At 63.3% G+C, this 15,215-nt stretch carries 20 protein-coding genes; 9 read left to right on the top strand and 11 right to left on the bottom strand.

Translation table 11 applies throughout. The features are described 5' to 3' along the window. Positions 1 to 4: 4 nt before the first annotated feature. Entirely contained in the window at positions 5 to 757 is a 753-nt protein-coding gene (locus ACI7M0_RS14635; RefSeq protein ID WP_104961844.1) for an anti-sigma factor, read from the bottom strand. Further along, positions 754 to 1,275 (bottom strand): sigma-70 family RNA polymerase sigma factor, encoded by a 522-nt coding sequence (locus ACI7M0_RS14640; RefSeq protein ID WP_019437145.1) that lies wholly within the window; start codon positions 1,273 to 1,275, stop codon positions 754 to 756. The genes ACI7M0_RS14635 and ACI7M0_RS14640 overlap by 4 nt, the downstream gene beginning before the upstream one ends. 124 nt (positions 1,276 to 1,399) lie before the next feature. On the opposite strand from ACI7M0_RS14640, the gene ACI7M0_RS14645 reads away from it, so the two are divergent. The 5 genes from ACI7M0_RS14645 to ACI7M0_RS14665 all read left to right on the top strand — a co-directional run bounded on the left by ACI7M0_RS14645 (position 1,400) and on the right by ACI7M0_RS14665 (position 5,198). Continuing rightward, a complete protein-coding gene (locus ACI7M0_RS14645; RefSeq protein WP_129932504.1) occupies positions 1,400 to 2,452 on the top strand; it encodes a catalase family peroxidase in 1,053 nt (350 codons plus the stop codon). After that, positions 2,449 to 2,982: a cytochrome b gene (locus ACI7M0_RS14650; protein ID WP_104961845.1), complete on the top strand. Its 534-nt coding sequence runs from the start codon at positions 2,449 to 2,451 to the stop codon at positions 2,980 to 2,982. Before ACI7M0_RS14645 ends, ACI7M0_RS14650 begins: the two co-directional genes overlap by 4 nt. Before the next feature lie 81 nt (positions 2,983 to 3,063). Beyond that, positions 3,064 to 4,269: an MFS transporter gene (locus ACI7M0_RS14655; protein WP_003248036.1), complete on the top strand. Its 1,206-nt coding sequence runs from the start codon at positions 3,064 to 3,066 to the stop codon at positions 4,267 to 4,269. Positions 4,270 to 4,350: 81 nt separating this feature from the next. Further along, the gene (locus ACI7M0_RS14660) at positions 4,351 to 4,896 is read left to right on the top strand and encodes a cupin domain-containing protein (protein WP_003248033.1); all 546 of its coding nucleotides are present in this window, start codon (positions 4,351 to 4,353) and stop codon (positions 4,894 to 4,896) included. Positions 4,897 to 4,898: 2 nt separating this feature from the next. Beyond that, positions 4,899 to 5,198: a hypothetical protein gene (locus tag ACI7M0_RS14665; protein WP_256658203.1), complete on the top strand. Its 300-nt coding sequence runs from the start codon at positions 4,899 to 4,901 to the stop codon at positions 5,196 to 5,198. Here the strand turns inward: ACI7M0_RS14665 and ACI7M0_RS14670 are convergent. Next, complete coding sequence (locus tag ACI7M0_RS14670) at positions 5,171 to 5,785, bottom strand: 2-hydroxychromene-2-carboxylate isomerase (protein ID WP_129932505.1); 615 nt, start codon at positions 5,783 to 5,785, stop codon at positions 5,171 to 5,173. The two genes, ACI7M0_RS14665 and ACI7M0_RS14670, sit on opposite strands and share 28 nt — an antisense overlap. Positions 5,786 to 5,813: 28 nt before the next feature. Beyond that, positions 5,814 to 6,545, bottom strand: coding sequence for an SDR family oxidoreductase (locus ACI7M0_RS14675; protein ID WP_064491066.1), 732 nt, complete (start codon positions 6,543 to 6,545; stop codon positions 5,814 to 5,816). An 89-nt stretch (positions 6,546 to 6,634) separates the two neighbouring features. Between ACI7M0_RS14675 and ACI7M0_RS14680 the strand changes: the two genes are divergently transcribed. Next, on the top strand, positions 6,635 to 7,198 hold the full coding sequence (locus ACI7M0_RS14680) for a TetR/AcrR family transcriptional regulator (RefSeq protein ID WP_104961849.1): 564 nt from the start codon (positions 6,635 to 6,637) through the stop codon (positions 7,196 to 7,198). Then, complete coding sequence (locus tag ACI7M0_RS14685) at positions 7,185 to 7,778, top strand: DUF4157 domain-containing protein (RefSeq protein ID WP_020193791.1); 594 nt, start codon at positions 7,185 to 7,187, stop codon at positions 7,776 to 7,778. The genes ACI7M0_RS14680 and ACI7M0_RS14685 overlap by 14 nt, the downstream gene beginning before the upstream one ends. A gap of 407 nt (positions 7,779 to 8,185) precedes the next feature. Here the strand turns inward: ACI7M0_RS14685 and ACI7M0_RS14690 are convergent, their stop codons facing one another. Further along, a complete protein-coding gene (locus tag ACI7M0_RS14690) occupies positions 8,186 to 9,187 on the bottom strand; it encodes a bile acid:sodium symporter family protein (protein WP_010953782.1) in 1,002 nt (333 codons plus the stop codon). A gap of 106 nt (positions 9,188 to 9,293) precedes the next feature. Between ACI7M0_RS14690 and ampC the strand changes: the two genes are divergently transcribed. Both ampC and ACI7M0_RS14700 read left to right on the top strand, forming a co-directional pair. Continuing rightward, positions 9,294 to 10,436, top strand: coding sequence for a class C beta-lactamase (gene ampC / locus ACI7M0_RS14695; protein WP_129932507.1), 1,143 nt, complete (start codon positions 9,294 to 9,296; stop codon positions 10,434 to 10,436). Between the two features lie 300 nt (positions 10,437 to 10,736). Next, on the top strand, positions 10,737 to 11,069 hold the full coding sequence (locus ACI7M0_RS14700; RefSeq protein ID WP_003253895.1) for a hypothetical protein: 333 nt from the start codon (positions 10,737 to 10,739) through the stop codon (positions 11,067 to 11,069). A gap of 46 nt (positions 11,070 to 11,115) precedes the next feature. Here ACI7M0_RS14700 and ACI7M0_RS14705 read toward each other — a convergent pair whose 3' ends face one another. The 6 genes from ACI7M0_RS14705 to ACI7M0_RS14730 all read right to left on the bottom strand — a co-directional run bounded on the left by ACI7M0_RS14705 (position 11,116) and on the right by ACI7M0_RS14730 (position 15,157). After that, entirely contained in the window at positions 11,116 to 11,427 is a 312-nt protein-coding gene (locus tag ACI7M0_RS14705; protein WP_010953779.1) for a hypothetical protein, read from the bottom strand. A 143-nt stretch (positions 11,428 to 11,570) separates the two neighbouring features. Then, positions 11,571 to 11,759: a hypothetical protein gene (locus ACI7M0_RS14710; protein ID WP_003253897.1), complete on the bottom strand. Its 189-nt coding sequence runs from the start codon at positions 11,757 to 11,759 to the stop codon at positions 11,571 to 11,573. 138 nt (positions 11,760 to 11,897) lie between these two features. Then, on the bottom strand, positions 11,898 to 12,218 hold the full coding sequence (locus ACI7M0_RS14715; RefSeq protein WP_003258990.1) for a YbjQ family protein: 321 nt from the start codon (positions 12,216 to 12,218) through the stop codon (positions 11,898 to 11,900). A 70-nt stretch (positions 12,219 to 12,288) separates the two neighbouring features. Next, positions 12,289 to 13,173 (bottom strand): EamA family transporter, encoded by an 885-nt coding sequence (locus ACI7M0_RS14720; protein WP_129932508.1) that lies wholly within the window; start codon positions 13,171 to 13,173, stop codon positions 12,289 to 12,291. 162 nt (positions 13,174 to 13,335) lie between these two features. Continuing rightward, positions 13,336 to 14,091 carry a class II aldolase/adducin family protein gene (locus tag ACI7M0_RS14725; RefSeq protein WP_129932509.1) on the bottom strand — a complete coding sequence of 252 codons (756 nt, stop codon included), beginning with the start codon at positions 14,089 to 14,091 and terminating at the stop codon, positions 13,336 to 13,338. Between the two features lie 22 nt (positions 14,092 to 14,113). After that, a complete protein-coding gene (locus ACI7M0_RS14730; protein WP_129932510.1) occupies positions 14,114 to 15,157 on the bottom strand; it encodes an ABC transporter substrate-binding protein in 1,044 nt (347 codons plus the stop codon). Between the last annotated feature and the right edge of the window lie 58 nt (positions 15,158 to 15,215).

A 15,215-nucleotide genomic window follows, 5' to 3' on the forward strand; every position in this document is an offset into this window, starting at 1 on the left:
ACACTCACAACCCCAGCCTCAACGCCTCCCCCACCCCTGCCCCACGCACATCGTCCGCCGCGCTGACCAGGGCAAAGTTATAAGCCCCATGCGACCAGTACCGCGCCTCCAGCTGGCCATCGACCCGCTGCCCGTCCGGCATGCGCCGATAAAGGTTGCCCGGCGAGCGCAGGAACAGGCTGATGCGCTGGCCCTTGCCATCTTCGAACACCAGTAATGCAGCCGGCCCCTGCTCGTTGCTGAGCAAGCGCGCGCCCACCGGTTTGAAGCCATATCCTGCCAGGTCCGGTAACTGGCCCACCCGGCTGAAATGGCGGCCCAGCCAGTCACGTAACTGCCCAGGATCACTGGCCTGGATATCCAGTGCTTCACTGCCGGCGAACAGACGGTGCGCCTGAACAGCATCAGCCATGGGCAGGTCGACCCGCGCCAGGGTTGCATCGCGCACTTGCCAGCCGCCCAAGCCCCCCACACCCAACGCCAGCATCACTACCGCCGCCGCAGCCCAGCGCCGCTGCCGACGCTGGCGCAATTGCCGACGCAACTGGCCAAGGTCCAGCTGCGCCGCACCGGGCAGCTCGCCCAACCCGGCCAGCGCTGTGCGCAGCCTTCGGGCATCGGCGCGCCAGCCTTCCACACGTGCCGCAGCTTGCGGGTTGGCCGCCAGCCAGGCCTGCACCTCGGCCCGGCGCACAGGTTCCAGGCGCTCATCGACGTAAGCGTGCAATTCATCATCGCTGGGGATCAGGCGCGTCATTTCAGTCTCCGCAAGGCCGGGGGTTGGGGGTTGCCCTCGGTCAGTTCGCGCAAGGCATTGCGCGCGCGCGACAGGCGCGACATCACAGTGCCGATGGGGATGCCCAAGGCCTGGGCGGCCTCCTTGTAACTCAAGCCTTCGATGCTGACCAGCAACAACAAGGCACGCTGCTCCGCCGTCAGCCGGGCAAACGCCTGCAGGTCGGCCTGTGCCAGGACGATGGTTTCGAGGTTGTCACCAGCCGGCTCATCGTCGTGCTCGTTACGGCCGAACCAGGACAACCAGCGCGCATGCAGTCGCTCGCGGCGCTTACCGTCGAGGAATTGTCGATAAAGTATGGTGAACAGCCAGGCACGCAGGGCATCGGCGTCCCGTTGCTGGTCGCGACGGCTCAGGGCCCGCTCGACCGTAGCCTGCACCAGGTCGTCGGCGCTGCCCGGCTCGCGGGTCAGCCACACGGCAAAGCGGCGCAGGCGGGCCAGCAGCTCGCGCCACTGGTGGTCGTCCAAATCATGCATGGCTAGGTCCCGGCCTCTGGGGTTGTCAGTGTAAAGGGCAGACGCCTGTGAACAAATTCTATTCCCGATGAGGGAATAACTTTTTCTCTGACACGTCGTACTGGCACCTTCACTGAACCGGACGATGACCATGAACACACCCTTGCACGGCCCGGCCAAAGCCTTGCGCCTGGCCGCCATTGGCGGCGTGCTGCTGGCCGCAGGTGCCGGCTTTGCCTATGCCGCTGGCTGGCTCGGCGCCCCCCGACTTACGCCACAGCGCATCATCGACACCTTCGAAGCCCAGGCCGGGCATTACCCAGGCTACCGCAAGAACCACGCCAAGGGCTTGTGCGTGAGCGGCTACTTCCAGGCCAGCGGGCAGGCCGCCAACCTGTCCACGGCGCGCGCCTTCAGCCAGCAACGGGTGCCGGTGGTTGGCCGCTTTGCCATTGGCGGTGCCAACCCGTTCGCCCCGGATACGGGTATACCGGTACGCAGCCTGGCGATTGAGCTGAGCACCGACGACGGCCAGATCTGGCGGACGGGCATGAACAACCCTCCGGTGCTGGCAGTCAGCACGCCGCAAGCGTTCTACCAGCAAGTACTGGCGAGTGCACCAGACCCGGCGACCGGCAAACCGGACCCTGGCAAGCTGCAGGCGTTCTTCGCCGCCCACCCGGAAAGCGCGGCGTTTCGCCAATGGGCGGCAGGTTACAAACCCAGCGACAGCTTCGCCAACACGCAATACCACAGTATCAATGCCTTCCGCCTGATCGACGCAGCTGGCGCGGCCCACCCGGTGCGTTGGCAGCTCGAGCCACAAACTGCATTTGCAGCATTACCCGCGCAAGTTGATGACAAGCAATTCCTGCAACACGACTTGCAGCAGCGCCTTGCCCAAGGCCCGTTGCGCTGGACGCTGCGCCTGGTACTGGCCGAACCAGGCGATGCCGTGGACGACCCTGCCCGGCCGTGGCCCGCCGAGCGGCGCAGCGTGGACGCCGGCACCCTGGTGCTGGAACAGGTCGACGCCCCCGAGCAAGGGGCCTGCCGCGACCTCAACTTCGACCCGCTGATCCTGCCGCGCGGTATAGAGGCGTCGGCCGACCCGATCCTCGCCGCCCGCTCGGCCGCCTATTCGGAATCGTTCAACCGCCGTAGCCGCGAATCGCTCAGCACCGGAGCCAAGCCATGAAACCTCAAGCCTTCCACCCTTTCGCCCGCTTGTTGCACTGGCTGATGGCCGTGCTGATTCTGGCCATGCTGTTCATCGGCGTGAGCATGGTCGCCGACCTGTCGCTACGCCACCCGGTGCTGATCAGCCTGCACAAGGCCACCGGGCTGGCCCTGCTGGTGCTGGTGGTACTGCGTATCGCTGTGCGCCTGACCCTACCTCACCCGCCCCTGCCGAACGACCTGCCAAAACTGCAGCGCTGGGCCGCCGGAGCCTCGCATCTGCTGCTCTATGGCCTGATGCTGGCCATGCCGCTGCTGGGCTGGGCCATGCTGTCGGCAGGCGATTACCCGCGCCCGCTCGGCTTGCCCGCCATCGCCCCCCACAACCTGCAGCTATATGCCGTGCTGCGCCAGGCCCATGGCTGGGCCGGCTACCTGCTGTTCGCCACGGTGCTGGTGCATGTGGGGGCCGCCTTGATGCATGCGTGGGTGCGCCGTGACGGTGTGTTGCGTAGCATGTGGCCTGGCCCCTTGCGCCGCAGCGAATGAACGGCAGCGGCCCAGGGGTTCGACAATCGATAATGATTCCTAATAATATCGGTTTGTTTACCACTCTGCCTTGGACTGCCCATGAACGTCGCAAAGGATCCTGCAACCCTGCTGCCTGCCAGCACCCTGAACTTGCGCCCGCTGTTGCTGGCCAACATGGCCTGCACCATGTCGATGATGGCCTTCGTCGCCCTGATCGGCCCGATAGCCCGCCAGCTTGGCATGGCCACCTGGCAAGCCGGCGCCGCCGTGACCGTGGCTGGCGTGGTCTGGGTGCTGCTGGCCCGGCCCTGGGGCCGCGCGGCAGACCGCCTGGGCCGCCGGCGCATCCTGCTGCTGGGCAGCGCCGGCTTCACCCTGGCCTACTGGCTGCTGTGCCTGTTCGTCGAAGGCGCACTGCGCTGGATGCCGGGGGCAACCTTGGCGTTCATCGGCCTGATGATCGCGCGTGGTTGCATCGGCGCCTTTTATGCCGCCATCCCGGTAGGCTGCAATGCGCTGATCGCCGACCATGTGGAGCCGCAACGCCGGGCGCGGGCCATGGCCTCACTGGGGGCAGCCAACGCCGTCGGTCTGGTGGTCGGGCCGGCGCTGGCCGCACTGCTGGCGCGGCACAGCCTGAGCCTGCCGTTCCATATCATGTCGCTGCTGCCGGCCACTGCCTTCCTCGTGCTGTTTTTCACCCTCAAACCACAGGCGCTGCCGCACAGCCACGCCCCCAGCCCGGTGCGGCTGAACGACCCGCGCCTGCGCCGGCCGCTGCTGGTGGCATTCAGCGCCATGCTCAGCGTGACCGTGTCGCAGATCATCGTCGGTTTCTTTGCCCTTGACCGCTTGCATCTGGGCCCTGCCGAAGCGGCCCAGGCGGCTGGCATCGCCCTGACCACCGTGGGTGTGGCACTGATGCTGGCCCAGGTGATACTGCGCCAACTGGAGTGGCCACCGCTGAAGATGATCCGGGTGGGTGCCACGGTATCGGCACTGGGCTTTGCCTGTGGCTCGCTGGCCACCACGGCGCCGTGGCTGTGGGCTTGCTATTTTGTTGCGGCGGCCGGCATGGGCTTCGTCTTCCCGGCGTTTTCGGCACTGGCGGCCAATGCCATGCAGGCCTCCGAACAAGGCGCCACGGCCGGTTCCATTGGCGCCGCCCAAGGCATGGGCGCGGTGATCGGGCCGCTCGCCGGTACCTTGGTGTATGCCCTTGATCCGCGCTTGCCATTCCTGGCCGTGGCCGTGCTGTTGCTGCTGGTCGGGCTGTGGCCAATGCCGCGTGAGCAGCGGGTTTGAGAAGCACAGCGCGCAAGGGCGCAGAGTGTGTTTTAATGCGCATCGCTCATTATTATTGACACCTCTGATTACAAGGCGGCTATGGACACGGGGACGCGACTCAAACTGGTGCGTGAACGCAACAACCTCTCCCAACGGGAACTGGCCCGTCGCAGCGGGCTGACCAACTCGACGATCTCGCAGATCGAGCAGAATCGCGTCAGCCCTTCGGTCAGCTCCCTGAAAAAACTGCTCGAAGGCATTCCCATGAGCCTGGCGGAGTTTTTCAGCTTCGACGAGCCGGTGCGTGAGGAACGCTACGTATTCCGTGGTGGCGAACAACCCGACCTGGGCCGCAATGGCCTGCGCATGCTGCTGGTCGGCGCCAGCGTCGAAGGCCGCCAAATGCGCATGCTGCGTGAGCTGTACGCACCCGGCGCCGACTCTGGCGAGCCGATCGTGCACGCTGAAGGCGAAGAATGCGGGTTGGTCACCCGTGGCACCGTCGAGCTGTGGGTCGACGGCCAGGTCAGCGTGCTCAATTCGGGCGACGGCTACTACATCCCCACGACCCTGCCGCACAGTTTCAAGAACATCGGCCCGGATGAGGCCGAGATCATCAGCGCCAACACGCCGGCGAATTTCTGATCTTGACCCACAGACGTTCACCGAGCGCCCGGGATGTCTACCAGTGCCTGCGCAATGTGGCCCTTGGCGTGCATCACCTTGAGGTGGCTGCACGCCGCGATGGCGGCCTGGTCGATGTCGGCATCCAGGGCTGGCAACTGACGTTGGCCCTGGATACCGAAGGCCTGGCGCATTGCGTTCATTGCCAAGCCCCCGACGGCGAACAGGCCGGCCTCGAACACTGGCAGCGCTATGGCACCAACCCCACCGACCTGCTCAGCCTGTGGGAGCGCACTCAGCTGGAGAGGCTGCTGGCCCACTGACGTAGCGCCTCCTCGACAAAGTCCAGGCGGTCCTGGCCGAAGAACATCCCATCACCGACAAAACAGGTGGGCGCGCCAAACACCCCGCGCGCCACAGCGGCCTCGGTCGCGTGCTTTAGCGCTGCTTTTACTTCGCTGTCAGCGGCCAGGGCATGAAAAACCTGTGGGTCGAAGCCTGCCTGCGCGAGTGTTTCATTCAGCACAGCGCTGTCGCTCAGGTTGCGCCGCTGTACCCACAGCCCAGTGAACAGCACCGATAGCAATGCCTCGAACCGATCCGGTGAACGCAACTGGGTCCCTGTCACGCCGCGCATCAACGTCAGGGTATTGACCGGGAAGCCCGGCGGCATCCCGAACGGCACACCGTAGCGTTCGGCAAAGCGGGCCAGGTCGGTGAACATGTAGCGCCCTTTGGCCGGGATCATGGCCGGCGAAGCATTGCCGGTAGCCTGGAAAACCCCGCCAAGAAGCATTGGCCGGTAGCGCAGCGTAGCGCCGTGGCGGGCACACAGGTTCGGCAGTTGGGTCCAGGCCAGGTAGCTGGCCGGGCTACCCAGGTCAAAAAAGAAATCGACAGACGTTTGCATGGTGACGGTCCTTGCATGTTAACGGGGGTTACCAGCGTTCCATCCAGGGGCGCAGGTCCAGCTCGAAGGTCCAGGCGTCGCGGGGCTGGGCGTGCAGGAACCAGTAACTGTCGGCAATGTGCGCCGGGTCAAGGATGCCATCCTGGTCCTTGAGGGCATAGCGCTCGGGGAAGCTGTCGCGGATGAAGGCCGTGTCGATGGCACCGTCCACCACCACATGGGCGACATGGATGTTGCGTGGCCCCAACTCGCGCGCCATGCTCTGTGCCAAGGCACGCAAGCCATGCTTGGCCCCGGCGAAGGCGGCAAAACCGGCTGCGCCGCGGGTACCGGCTGTAGCGCCGGTAAACAGGAGGGTGCCGCGCTCACGCTGAACCATGCGCCGGGCCACCGCCTGCGCGGTGAGGAAACCGGCAAAGCAGGCCATTTCCCAGATCTTGAAGTACTTGCGTGGGGTTTCCTCGAGAATGCTGCACGGCACATTCGCACCGATATTGAAGACAAATGCCTCAATCGGACCTATATCACGCTCGATAGTCTCCACCAGCTCGGCCACCTCCTCTTCCTTGCGCGCATCAGAGCCAAAACCGTAGGCCTGGCCGCCAGCGGCGTGTATTTCCTCCAGCAGCGGCTGCAGTTTGTCGGCCTGGCGACGGGTTACGCAGGCAATATAGCCCTCACGCGCAAAACGCTTGGCGATCTCGCCGCCAGTGGCGTCGCCCGCCCCGATCACCAGCACGACTTTTTGTTGTTCTGACATGCCTGCCTCCATTGGTAAATGATCGTTTAGTAAACGAACGCTATGTTATGATCGCGGTCATCGTCAAGCCTGTTTGCCGAGGCATGTGAATGCGCTATTCCAACGAACACAAACAGCAAACCCGCGAACGGTTGCTGGCCAGCAGCGGCGCGCTGGCCAAGCGCGGGGGGTTTGCCAGCACCGGCGTGGCCGGGTTGATGAAAGCGATCGGCCTGACCGGCGGTGCCTTCTACAACCACTTCCCGTCCAAGGACGACCTGTTTACCGAGGTGGTACGCCAGGAGCTGAGCAACAGCCCCCTGGCACGCCTGGCCAGCAAGGGAGCCAACCGTGAACGCCTGGGCCGCTGCCTGCAGCAGTACCTGAGCCTGGTCCACCTGCGCAATGCCGAAGGTGGATGCCCGTTGCCGCCGCTGGGAGTGGAAATCGCCCGGGCCGACACGCCAGTGCGTGAAGTGGCTGAGCACTGGCTGGTAGAACTGCACCGGGCCTGGAGCACAACCCTGGAGGATGAGCAGCTGGCCTGGGTGCTGATCAGCCAGTGCGTAGGGGCATTGCTGGTCGGGCGCATGCTGGCCAGTGAAAGCGTGCAAGTGCAGGTACTGGACGCCAGCCGCCAGTTTGTCGAACAGGCCCTGCATGAGGCGGATTAGTGCCCTGCTGGGTTTGCTATTGGCCCTCCCTGCGCTTGCCGAACAGGCCTGCCCGCCTGGGCAGTATCAAGTGTGCCTGATGGGCTGCTTTTGCGCCCCGATCGACCCAGGCCAGGCCGGGCAGATCCTCAAGGATGTGGAGGTCATGGCCTCGTCCAGCCTGGCATACGCCTTGCGCCAGGCCCGCGACGAGGCCACGGCCAGCGGTGTGCAGCCGATTCCGTTGCATATTCGGGCGCAGCTGGAACCCTGGTATGACTTTGCCGTGCTCGACGCGGCGCGCTTCCGGGTGGGGGATGAGCAACAGATCAGCGCAGCCAATGCGCTATTGCAGAACCCCGATGTGAACGCCGTTACACTGATCGACACGATCATCTTCCGCCGGGCCGCCGATGCCGAGGACAACGTGGCCTTGTGGGCGCACGAGCTCAAGCATGTGCAGCAGTATCAGGAGCTGGGCGTGGAGGAGTTTGCCCGACGCTATACGCGCAACTTCGACGACCTGGAGGGGCCGGCCTACAAGATCGAGGCCGAAGTCGACAAGGCGCTGCGCGAGCGTCGTTCAGGCCTGGCCCGCTGATCGCTGCCATTGCGCTCCACATCGACAGTGCAGGTCTTGCCCAGCGCAAAATTCAGCCGTTCGCGCGAACCGTGGTAGGAGCGGGTTTACCCGCGAATACGGTAGCGGCGGCAACAGAGTACGACTGGTGGAGATTGGCCAGCAGGCCCGGCCCTTTCGCGGGTAAACCCGCTCCTACACGACGGCATGCGCCCAACCCCCGATGTGTGTCCACCCCGATCTGTGTAGGAGCGGGTTTACCCGCGAATACGGTGGCGGCGGCAACGATGAACGACGGGTGGAGATTGGCCAGAAGGCCCGGCCTCTTCGCGGCTATCAACCCTTTGATACGACCAAGCTTTTCAGCTCTCAGCACCGCAGAAAAGCTTGACCGCCAACAAAGCATCTACATGGGAACGTAAAGGCGCTCAAGACACCGCCGAAGCCTCCACCGCCTGCTCACGGCTGGCATAACGCTGCGCCAGCACAGCACACACCATCAGCTGTATCTGGTGGAACAGCATCAGCGGCAGGATCATCGCGCCAATGCCACTGCCCACGAACAACACCTGGGCCATGGGCACACCCGTAGCCAGGCTTTTCTTGGAGCCGGCAAACAGGATGGTGATGCGATCCTCAAGGTCAAAGCCCAGCGCCTTGCCAAGCAAGCGGGTGCCAAACAGCACCACTGCCAGCAGAATTGCGCACACCACGAACAACCCCGCCAAGTGCTGCGGCGATACGGTGTGCCACAAACCGGTAACCACGGCCTCACTGAAGGCGGTGTACACCACCAGCAGGATCGACCCCTGGTCCACCACCTTGAGCCAGCGCGCATTGCGCTTGACCCAGGCGCCGATCCAGCGCCGCGCGACCTGCCCGGCAACGAACGGCACCAGCAGCTGCAAAGTGATCTTCAACACCGCATCCAGGCCGGAACCTGTATCACCACCGGCGCCCAGCAGCAGCATCACCAGCAACGGGGTGAGGAAGATACCCAGCAGGCTGGAGGCCGCCGCGCTGCAGATAGCCGCTGGCACGTTACCGCGGGCCAGCGAGGTAAAGGCAATGGCCGACTGCACGGTTGCAGGCAAGGCACACAGGTACAGGATGCCAAGGTAAAGCTCGTTACCCACCAGCGGTACGAACAGAGGTTTGAACGCCAGGCCCAGCAGCGGGAACAATACGAAAGTACAGGAGAACACCAGTAGGTGCAGGCGCCAGTGCCCGGCACCGGCAATGATGGCTTCACGGGACAGTTTGGCGCCATGCAAGAAGAACAACAGGCCAATGGCCAGGTTGGTCAGCCAGCCGAAATACACCGCGCCATCGCCCGAGCAAGGCAGCACGGTGGCGATGAGTACCACACCGAGCAAGGCCAGGGTGAAATTGTCAAATAACATGCGCAAATACTTCATCACTGTATCCATCTTGTCATGGTGGGTGGGCAGACGATAAGGTCTTTGGCTACCCGTCGCTAACGCCGGAACCCCGAGTGGTATCGCTCAACGGACACGCTCCACAAAAGGACTCACCATGCTCCGCCCACGCCTGGCTGCACTTGCAGCCGCCATTACCCTTGCCTTAGGCCCTGCCAGCGCCCAGGCCGACGACCAGTTACAGGCCAAGGTCGACCAGATCATCCGCCCGCTCATGCAGGAACAAGGCATCACCGGCATGGCTGTGGCCATCTATGCACGCGACCACGCGCATTACTTCAGCTACGGTGTGGCCAGCAAGGCCGACAACGTACCGGTCAGCCGCGATACGCTGTTCGAGATCGGTTCGCTGAGCAAGACCTACACGGCCACCCTGGCCGCGCTTGCCAGCGCCGAGGGCAAGCTTGACCTCGAGGCCCCGGCCAAGCGCTATCACCCGGCATTGGCCGGCGTCCCCATCGGCGACGCGACGGTGCTGGAACTGGGCGCCTATAGCGCCGACTGCCTGCCACTGCAGTTCCCCGACACCGTACAAACACCGCAACAGGTAGTCGATTTCTTCCGCCACTGGCAACCTCGTGCCAAACCTGGCACCCAGCGCTGCTACTCCAACCCCAGCCTGGGTTTGTTCGGTGACCTGGCCGCCCGTGCGCAGCACCAACCGTTCTCCACGCTGATGAGTGAGGGCCTGCTGGCGAAGATGGGCCTGAAAAACACCTACCTTCAGGTTCCGGCCAGCGCCCAGGGGCTTTATGCCCAAGGGTATGACGCCGACGACAAGCCGGTGCGTGTAGGGCCCGGCCCTTACGCCGATGAGGCCTACGGCATCAAAACCAGCGCCAGCGACCTGCTGCGCTATGTGCGGTTGCACATGCAACCGCAGGGCCTGCCACCGGCCCTGGCGAAAGCCACCGCCCTTACCCAGCAGGGCTACTTCCAGGTTGGCGCCATGACGCAAGGCCTGGGCTGGGAACGCTACCCCTACCCGGTCACGCTGAGCACACTGATCGATGGCAACAGCCCACGGCTGATCCGCGAACCGCAGGCCACCACTCGCTTGCAGCCGGCCCTGCCCGCGCTACCGGCAGCCTGGTACAACAAGACCGGCGCCACCAACGGCTTCGGCGCGTACGCCGCGTTCGTGCCGGCAGAACAGCTGGCAGTCGTGCTGCTGGCCAATCGGAATTACCCCAACCAGGCGCGGGTGCAAGCCGCCTTCGACATCCTTTCCGGCTTATAACGCTCGCGTTGATTGTCGGACAAAACGACAGAATGTAGTGAGCAAAAATATTCACTACAAAATGGTTGACGCCGTTCATCGCGCTTGGGCATGATGAAGCCGTCTCCCCGATCGGGAGCGGTGGCAAGGGTGTTCCAGACGGCCTGCGCGGTAACGCAGGCCGTCCGTGGAGAGGGAAACTGTCCAAAAGGCAGCGTGAGAAAGCCCCTGTTGCGATGCTGCTGTAGCAGCCTTGGTAGTGCGCTACACCGTGATAGCGCCAACTGTGAAAATCACCTATGAATGGGTAATGGGGGCTTTATGATGAACTTGAACAACAATCCGACTATCGACCAATTGGCCCAGCTGTTCGCCGTGCGCAAGGACAGCCTTGACGACCATTTGCTGTGGGTTAGCCAAACCGGTGAAGTGCGCCTCGACCGCCTGCCACCGAACACCGTCGAAGATGAATTTGAAGAGCACCTGCCCAGCATGCGTGCCCGCTTCAAGGTCTACCGCCGTGGCCAAGGCTACGTCGGCAAGAAAGCCGCCGCCGACACTGAATTCGTTGGCCGCGTGCTGCAGACCCTGCAACAAGAATGGCCCGCTGCCCGTGAGCAGCAGGCAGTCAAGGTGATCGAACCGCTGAATTGAGGGTTCGCACCCTTACCAGAGCCCGGCCTGGATAGGCCGGGCTTTTTCATGCCTGGCGCCGCTGCAGACGGGTTTCCGGCAGAGGCAAGGCGCCTGTTGCCATCGCCCGGGCGCGGTCGACACCCCACACCAGCGCACGGGTCATGGTCTCGCCCGGCAGCGCGGGGTAATACTCTTCCAGCAACGCCCGCCCATCCCCGGCGTACAACCCCAGAAACAGCTGCGTCGCCCCCAGGCGCGACAAGCGCACCTGCACGTCCAGTGTGGTGCCGTCGCTGAGTGCTTCGTCGTGGCAGCGGCTGTGGAGCTGTGCGTCGGCCCACTGCCAATAGGTTTCTTCCCTGACTCGCATGAGCATTCAATCCTCCGTTGCTGGAATGCCGCGTCAGAAAACCACAGGCCGGGCCATCCGGCGAGCGCTACCGGGCAATACCATGAGGCGGATCAACGAATGGCAATAAAAACCCCGCCGTTGGGCGGGGGGCGTGTGCAGGCGCGGGATCACTTCTTGAGCGGTACCCGCGGCATGAAGCGGCCTTTTTTGCTGCGCTGCAAATGTGCAGGCTGGAGCTGTTCGGAATCATCCAGCGTCATGTGGGCGAAACCCAGGCGAAATGCCGCCTGGCCGCAACGCACCTGGCTGTTGATCGGGAACGCATCGTTCAGGTCTTCGAAAAAGGATTCGCTCATGCCCAGTCTCCCTCCAGTGGCGGTCGCGTCGGCAACCAGACAAGTTGCCCAGGAAACGCGGCCTGTGAAAGTGAGACTAGCTGGTCATTTGCGGACCGACCGGACAAGAACCTTGCAGCCGACCAATGGCAAAAGGCTTTACTTCAGTCGTACTGCCGTACCGGTGGCAAATACCACGACCATGCCGCCCTGTACCGACGGCATGCTGATCTCAAAATCCACCCCCACTACCGCATCGGCTTGCAACTGTCGTGCCCGGGCCTTGAGTTCTTCAGTGGCCTGCTCCCGGGCCTCGCGCAGCGCGCTTTCCAAGGTTTGCGAACGGCCACCGAAGAAGTCGCGAAACCGTGCAAAGAAATCGCGCACGAAGTTGATACCTTGCACCGATTCGGAACTGACCACGCCCAGGTATTCGGCAATCGGGCGGCCTTCGAGCTGGCTGGTGGTGGAAATGATCATGGATGCGCTCCGTTGGCCTGGCAGAAAGAGGCCGATTCTAACAGAGCGAAGGTCAGCAGATTTAAGCGCTTTACGCGTTGGCAGCCCGCAAACGCTGACCGATGCGTGCACCGAATACATTCACCAGCAGGCCGGCCATCACCAGCAATGCGCCCCAGCCCTGCGTAGCGGTCAGGCGCTCTCCCAGCAGCAACGCCGACGAACTCAGGCCAATCACCGGTACCAGCAGCGAGAATGGCGCCACTTTGCCTGCCGGGTGACGCGACAGCAACTTGCTCCACAGGCTGTAGCCGAGCATGGTGGCCACAAAGGCCAAATACGCCAGGGCCAGCACCGAACTCCAACTGATATTGGCCAAGGCATGGCCAATGCGCTCGGGGCCTTCCAGCCACCAGGACAGTGCCAGGAATGGAAGTGGTGGTATCAGCCCCCCCCAGATCACCAACGCGACCAGGTCGACCGAGCCGAACCGCCGGGTAATGATGTTGCCCAGGCCCCACATCGCACCACCACACAGGGTCAGCACCAACGCCAGCATGGGCACATGGCCGCCGTCTTCGCTGCCGATCAGTGCCAGGCCGCTGGCCGCCACCAGCAGCCCCAGCACGCTGGCCAGGCGCAGCCGCTCACCGAGAAACAACGCAGCAAAACCGAGGGTGAAGAAGGCTTGCGACTGCAGGATCAACGAAGCCAACCCTGGCGGCATGCCGCTGTACATGGCCTGAAACAGGAACGCGAACTGGCCCAGTGAAATGGTCGCACCGTAAGCGATCAGCCAGCGCCACGGCAGTTTGGGCCGCCTGACCAGCAAGATCGCCGGGAACGCCACCAGCAAGAAACGCAATGCCCCCAGCAACATCGGTGGCAGCCCGTCGAGACCAACCTTGATGACCACAAAGTTGACGCCCCAGGCGACAATCACCACCAGGGCGATAAGCAGATCCTTGAGTGGCATTGCGACTTCCTTCTGCAGGCTTTTTAGACATATTTCGTTACAGCATAACGGTATTCCTTGAGAAGGGACCAGCACAGTTGAAACCAATGGTTGCACTACAGTGACTGTTCCGTCTGCCCGCTATCGGCTGGACGACTAACTGCCAAATCAGCAAGCACAGGTTCAATCCTGATAACCAGGCGCCACCTTTTCCAACATTCGCAACAACGCCGCCCACGCCAATTGCAGCGCATCCGGGTCGGTCAGTTCCCCCTGCTTCAACCCTCTCCCCGGCGCGTTGAACTGCCGTTCGGTACGCACGCACACGTCGGTCGACGGCAATATCAGTTGCCCAGCACTTTGCGCCGCCAACTGGATCTCGCAAGCCTTCTCCAGGTAGTACATGCGCAAGAAGGCTTCAGCCACACTGCGCCCCGTGGTCAACAGCCCATGGTTGCGCAGCATCATCACCGGCTTGTTGCCCAGGTCGGCCACCAGCCGTTGCTGTTCATCCATGTCCAGCGCGACGCCCTCGTAGGCGTGGTAAGCCACATTGCCGTAAAACTCCATGGACATCTGGTTGACCGGCAGCAGGCCACATTCCAGTGCGGCCACCGCGCAGCCTGCGCGGGTGTGGGTGTGTAGCACGCACCGGGCATCCTCGCGGGCAGCGTGAATGGCACTGTGAATGACGAACCCCGCCGGGTTGACCGGGTGACGGGCAGCCCCCACCGGCCGCCCCTGCAGGTCGATCTTCACCAGGCTGGACGCTGTGATCTCCTCGAAGAGCAGGCCATACGGGTTGATCAGGAAATGGTGCTCCGGCCCAGGCAGGCGCAGGGAGATATGCGTGAAGATGAGATCGCTCATGCGAAAGTGCGCGATCAGCCGGTAGCAGGCAGCCAGCTCCCGACGCAGGCTTAGTTCCGTTTCAGTCATCTTGTTGCCCCTTTACTGAACGCTATTTGCTGGCCCAGGCGTTGAAGCGTTGCTCCAGCTCTTCACCATGATCGACCCAGAATTCCACGTTCATGGCCAGCGCCCCTTGCAGGTTCTGTGGCGAGGTGGGTACCCAGTTGGCCAGCGCCGGGTCAAGCCTGGCCGCGGCTTGGGTATTGGTGGGCCCATAGGGGATCTGTTGTACATACCGCACCTGGGTATCCGGCTGATTGGCATAGGCAATCAGCCGCTTGGCCTGGTCGACATGCCGCGAGCCTTTGATGATCGCCCAATAGTCCATACCGTACAGGCTGCCAGGCCATACCACGGCCAACGGGCTGCCCTGCTGCGCCGCCACCGCAATTCGTCCGCTGTAGGTGGAGGTCATGACCACGTCACCGGCTGCCAGCCATTGCGCGGGTTGAGCGCCGGCGTCCCACCACTGGATATGGGGTTTGAGTTCGCTGAGTTTGGCGAAGGCCCGTTCGACACCTGCCGGGGTGGACAATACCCGGTAAACGTCCTCGACCTTGACCCCGTCAGCCAACAGCGCGAATTCCAGGTTGTACACCGCACGCTTGCGCAGGCCGCGCTTGCCAGGGTACTTGCCGATGTCCCAGAAGTCGGCCCACGACGCCGGCGCCTGGGCCAGTTTGCTGCGGTCGTAGGCAATAGCCACGCTCCAGACCAGCGCGGCCGACCCACAATCCTGTGCGGCTGCCGGGATCAGTTCGGCTGCATGGCCCAGGCGCTGCCAATCCAGGCGCTCGTAAATCCCCTCGTCGCAGCCGCGCATCAAGTCAGGGCCTTCGATCTGCACCACATCCCAATCGACATTGCCGGTGTCGGCCATGACCTGGATCCGTGCCATTTCGCCGTTGTATTCACTCTGGATCAGCTGGCTGCCGTCCTGGGCAATGAAGGGCTTGAAGATCGCCTCATCCTGGGCCTTCTGGCCTGCACCGCCATAACCGACCACGACCATCTGCTGCGCAGCTTGCGCATTGCTCAGGCCAAGGGCCAACAAGGCTACACAAAGGCCGGTCACACGTGGATATAGCTGCATCGTAGTTTCCTCCTGGCGGTGCCCGACGGGCCCGTTTTCTTGTTGTTCTGAGGTCACA

The organism is Pseudomonas sp. 10(2024) (assembly GCF_045164175.1).
In the GTDB taxonomy this organism is placed as follows: Bacteria; Pseudomonadota; Gammaproteobacteria; order Pseudomonadales; family Pseudomonadaceae; genus Aquipseudomonas; species Aquipseudomonas alloputida.

Bases quoted from the DNA above. Each gene is read 5' to 3' on its own strand.
- ACI7M0_RS14660 (WP_003248033.1), top strand. From the start codon at position 4,351: ATGGACACGGGGACGCGACTCAAACTGGTGCGTGAACGCAACAACCTC.
- ACI7M0_RS14710 (WP_003253897.1), bottom strand. From the start codon at position 11,759: ATGAGCGAATCCTTTTTCGAAGACCTGAACGATGCGTTCCCGATCAAC.
- ACI7M0_RS14675 (WP_064491066.1), bottom strand. From the start codon at position 6,545: ATGTCAGAACAACAAAAAGTCGTGCTGGTGATCGGGGCGGGCGACGCC.
- ACI7M0_RS14655 (WP_003248036.1), top strand. From the start codon at position 3,064: ATGAACGTCGCAAAGGATCCTGCAACCCTGCTGCCTGCCAGCACCCTG.
- ACI7M0_RS14725 (WP_129932509.1), bottom strand. From the start codon at position 14,091: ATGACTGAAACGGAACTAAGCCTGCGTCGGGAGCTGGCTGCCTGCTAC.
- ampC (WP_129932507.1), top strand. From the start codon at position 9,294: ATGCTCCGCCCACGCCTGGCTGCACTTGCAGCCGCCATTACCCTTGCC.
- ACI7M0_RS14650 (WP_104961845.1), top strand. From the start codon at position 2,449: ATGAAACCTCAAGCCTTCCACCCTTTCGCCCGCTTGTTGCACTGGCTG.
- ACI7M0_RS14635 (WP_104961844.1), bottom strand. From the start codon at position 757: ATGACGCGCCTGATCCCCAGCGATGATGAATTGCACGCTTACGTCGAT.
- ACI7M0_RS14685 (WP_020193791.1), top strand. From the start codon at position 7,185: ATGAGGCGGATTAGTGCCCTGCTGGGTTTGCTATTGGCCCTCCCTGCG.
- ACI7M0_RS14705 (WP_010953779.1), bottom strand. From the start codon at position 11,427: ATGCTCATGCGAGTCAGGGAAGAAACCTATTGGCAGTGGGCCGACGCA.
- ACI7M0_RS14645 (WP_129932504.1), top strand. From the start codon at position 1,400: ATGACCATGAACACACCCTTGCACGGCCCGGCCAAAGCCTTGCGCCTG.
- ACI7M0_RS14730 (WP_129932510.1), bottom strand. From the start codon at position 15,157: ATGCAGCTATATCCACGTGTGACCGGCCTTTGTGTAGCCTTGTTGGCC.
- ACI7M0_RS14670 (WP_129932505.1), bottom strand. From the start codon at position 5,785: ATGCAAACGTCTGTCGATTTCTTTTTTGACCTGGGTAGCCCGGCCAGC.
- ACI7M0_RS14700 (WP_003253895.1), top strand. From the start codon at position 10,737: ATGATGAACTTGAACAACAATCCGACTATCGACCAATTGGCCCAGCTG.
- ACI7M0_RS14720 (WP_129932508.1), bottom strand. From the start codon at position 13,173: ATGCCACTCAAGGATCTGCTTATCGCCCTGGTGGTGATTGTCGCCTGG.
- ACI7M0_RS14715 (WP_003258990.1), bottom strand. From the start codon at position 12,218: ATGATCATTTCCACCACCAGCCAGCTCGAAGGCCGCCCGATTGCCGAA.
- ACI7M0_RS14640 (WP_019437145.1), bottom strand. From the start codon at position 1,275: ATGCATGATTTGGACGACCACCAGTGGCGCGAGCTGCTGGCCCGCCTG.
- ACI7M0_RS14690 (WP_010953782.1), bottom strand. From the start codon at position 9,187: ATGGATACAGTGATGAAGTATTTGCGCATGTTATTTGACAATTTCACC.
- ACI7M0_RS14680 (WP_104961849.1), top strand. From the start codon at position 6,635: ATGCGCTATTCCAACGAACACAAACAGCAAACCCGCGAACGGTTGCTG.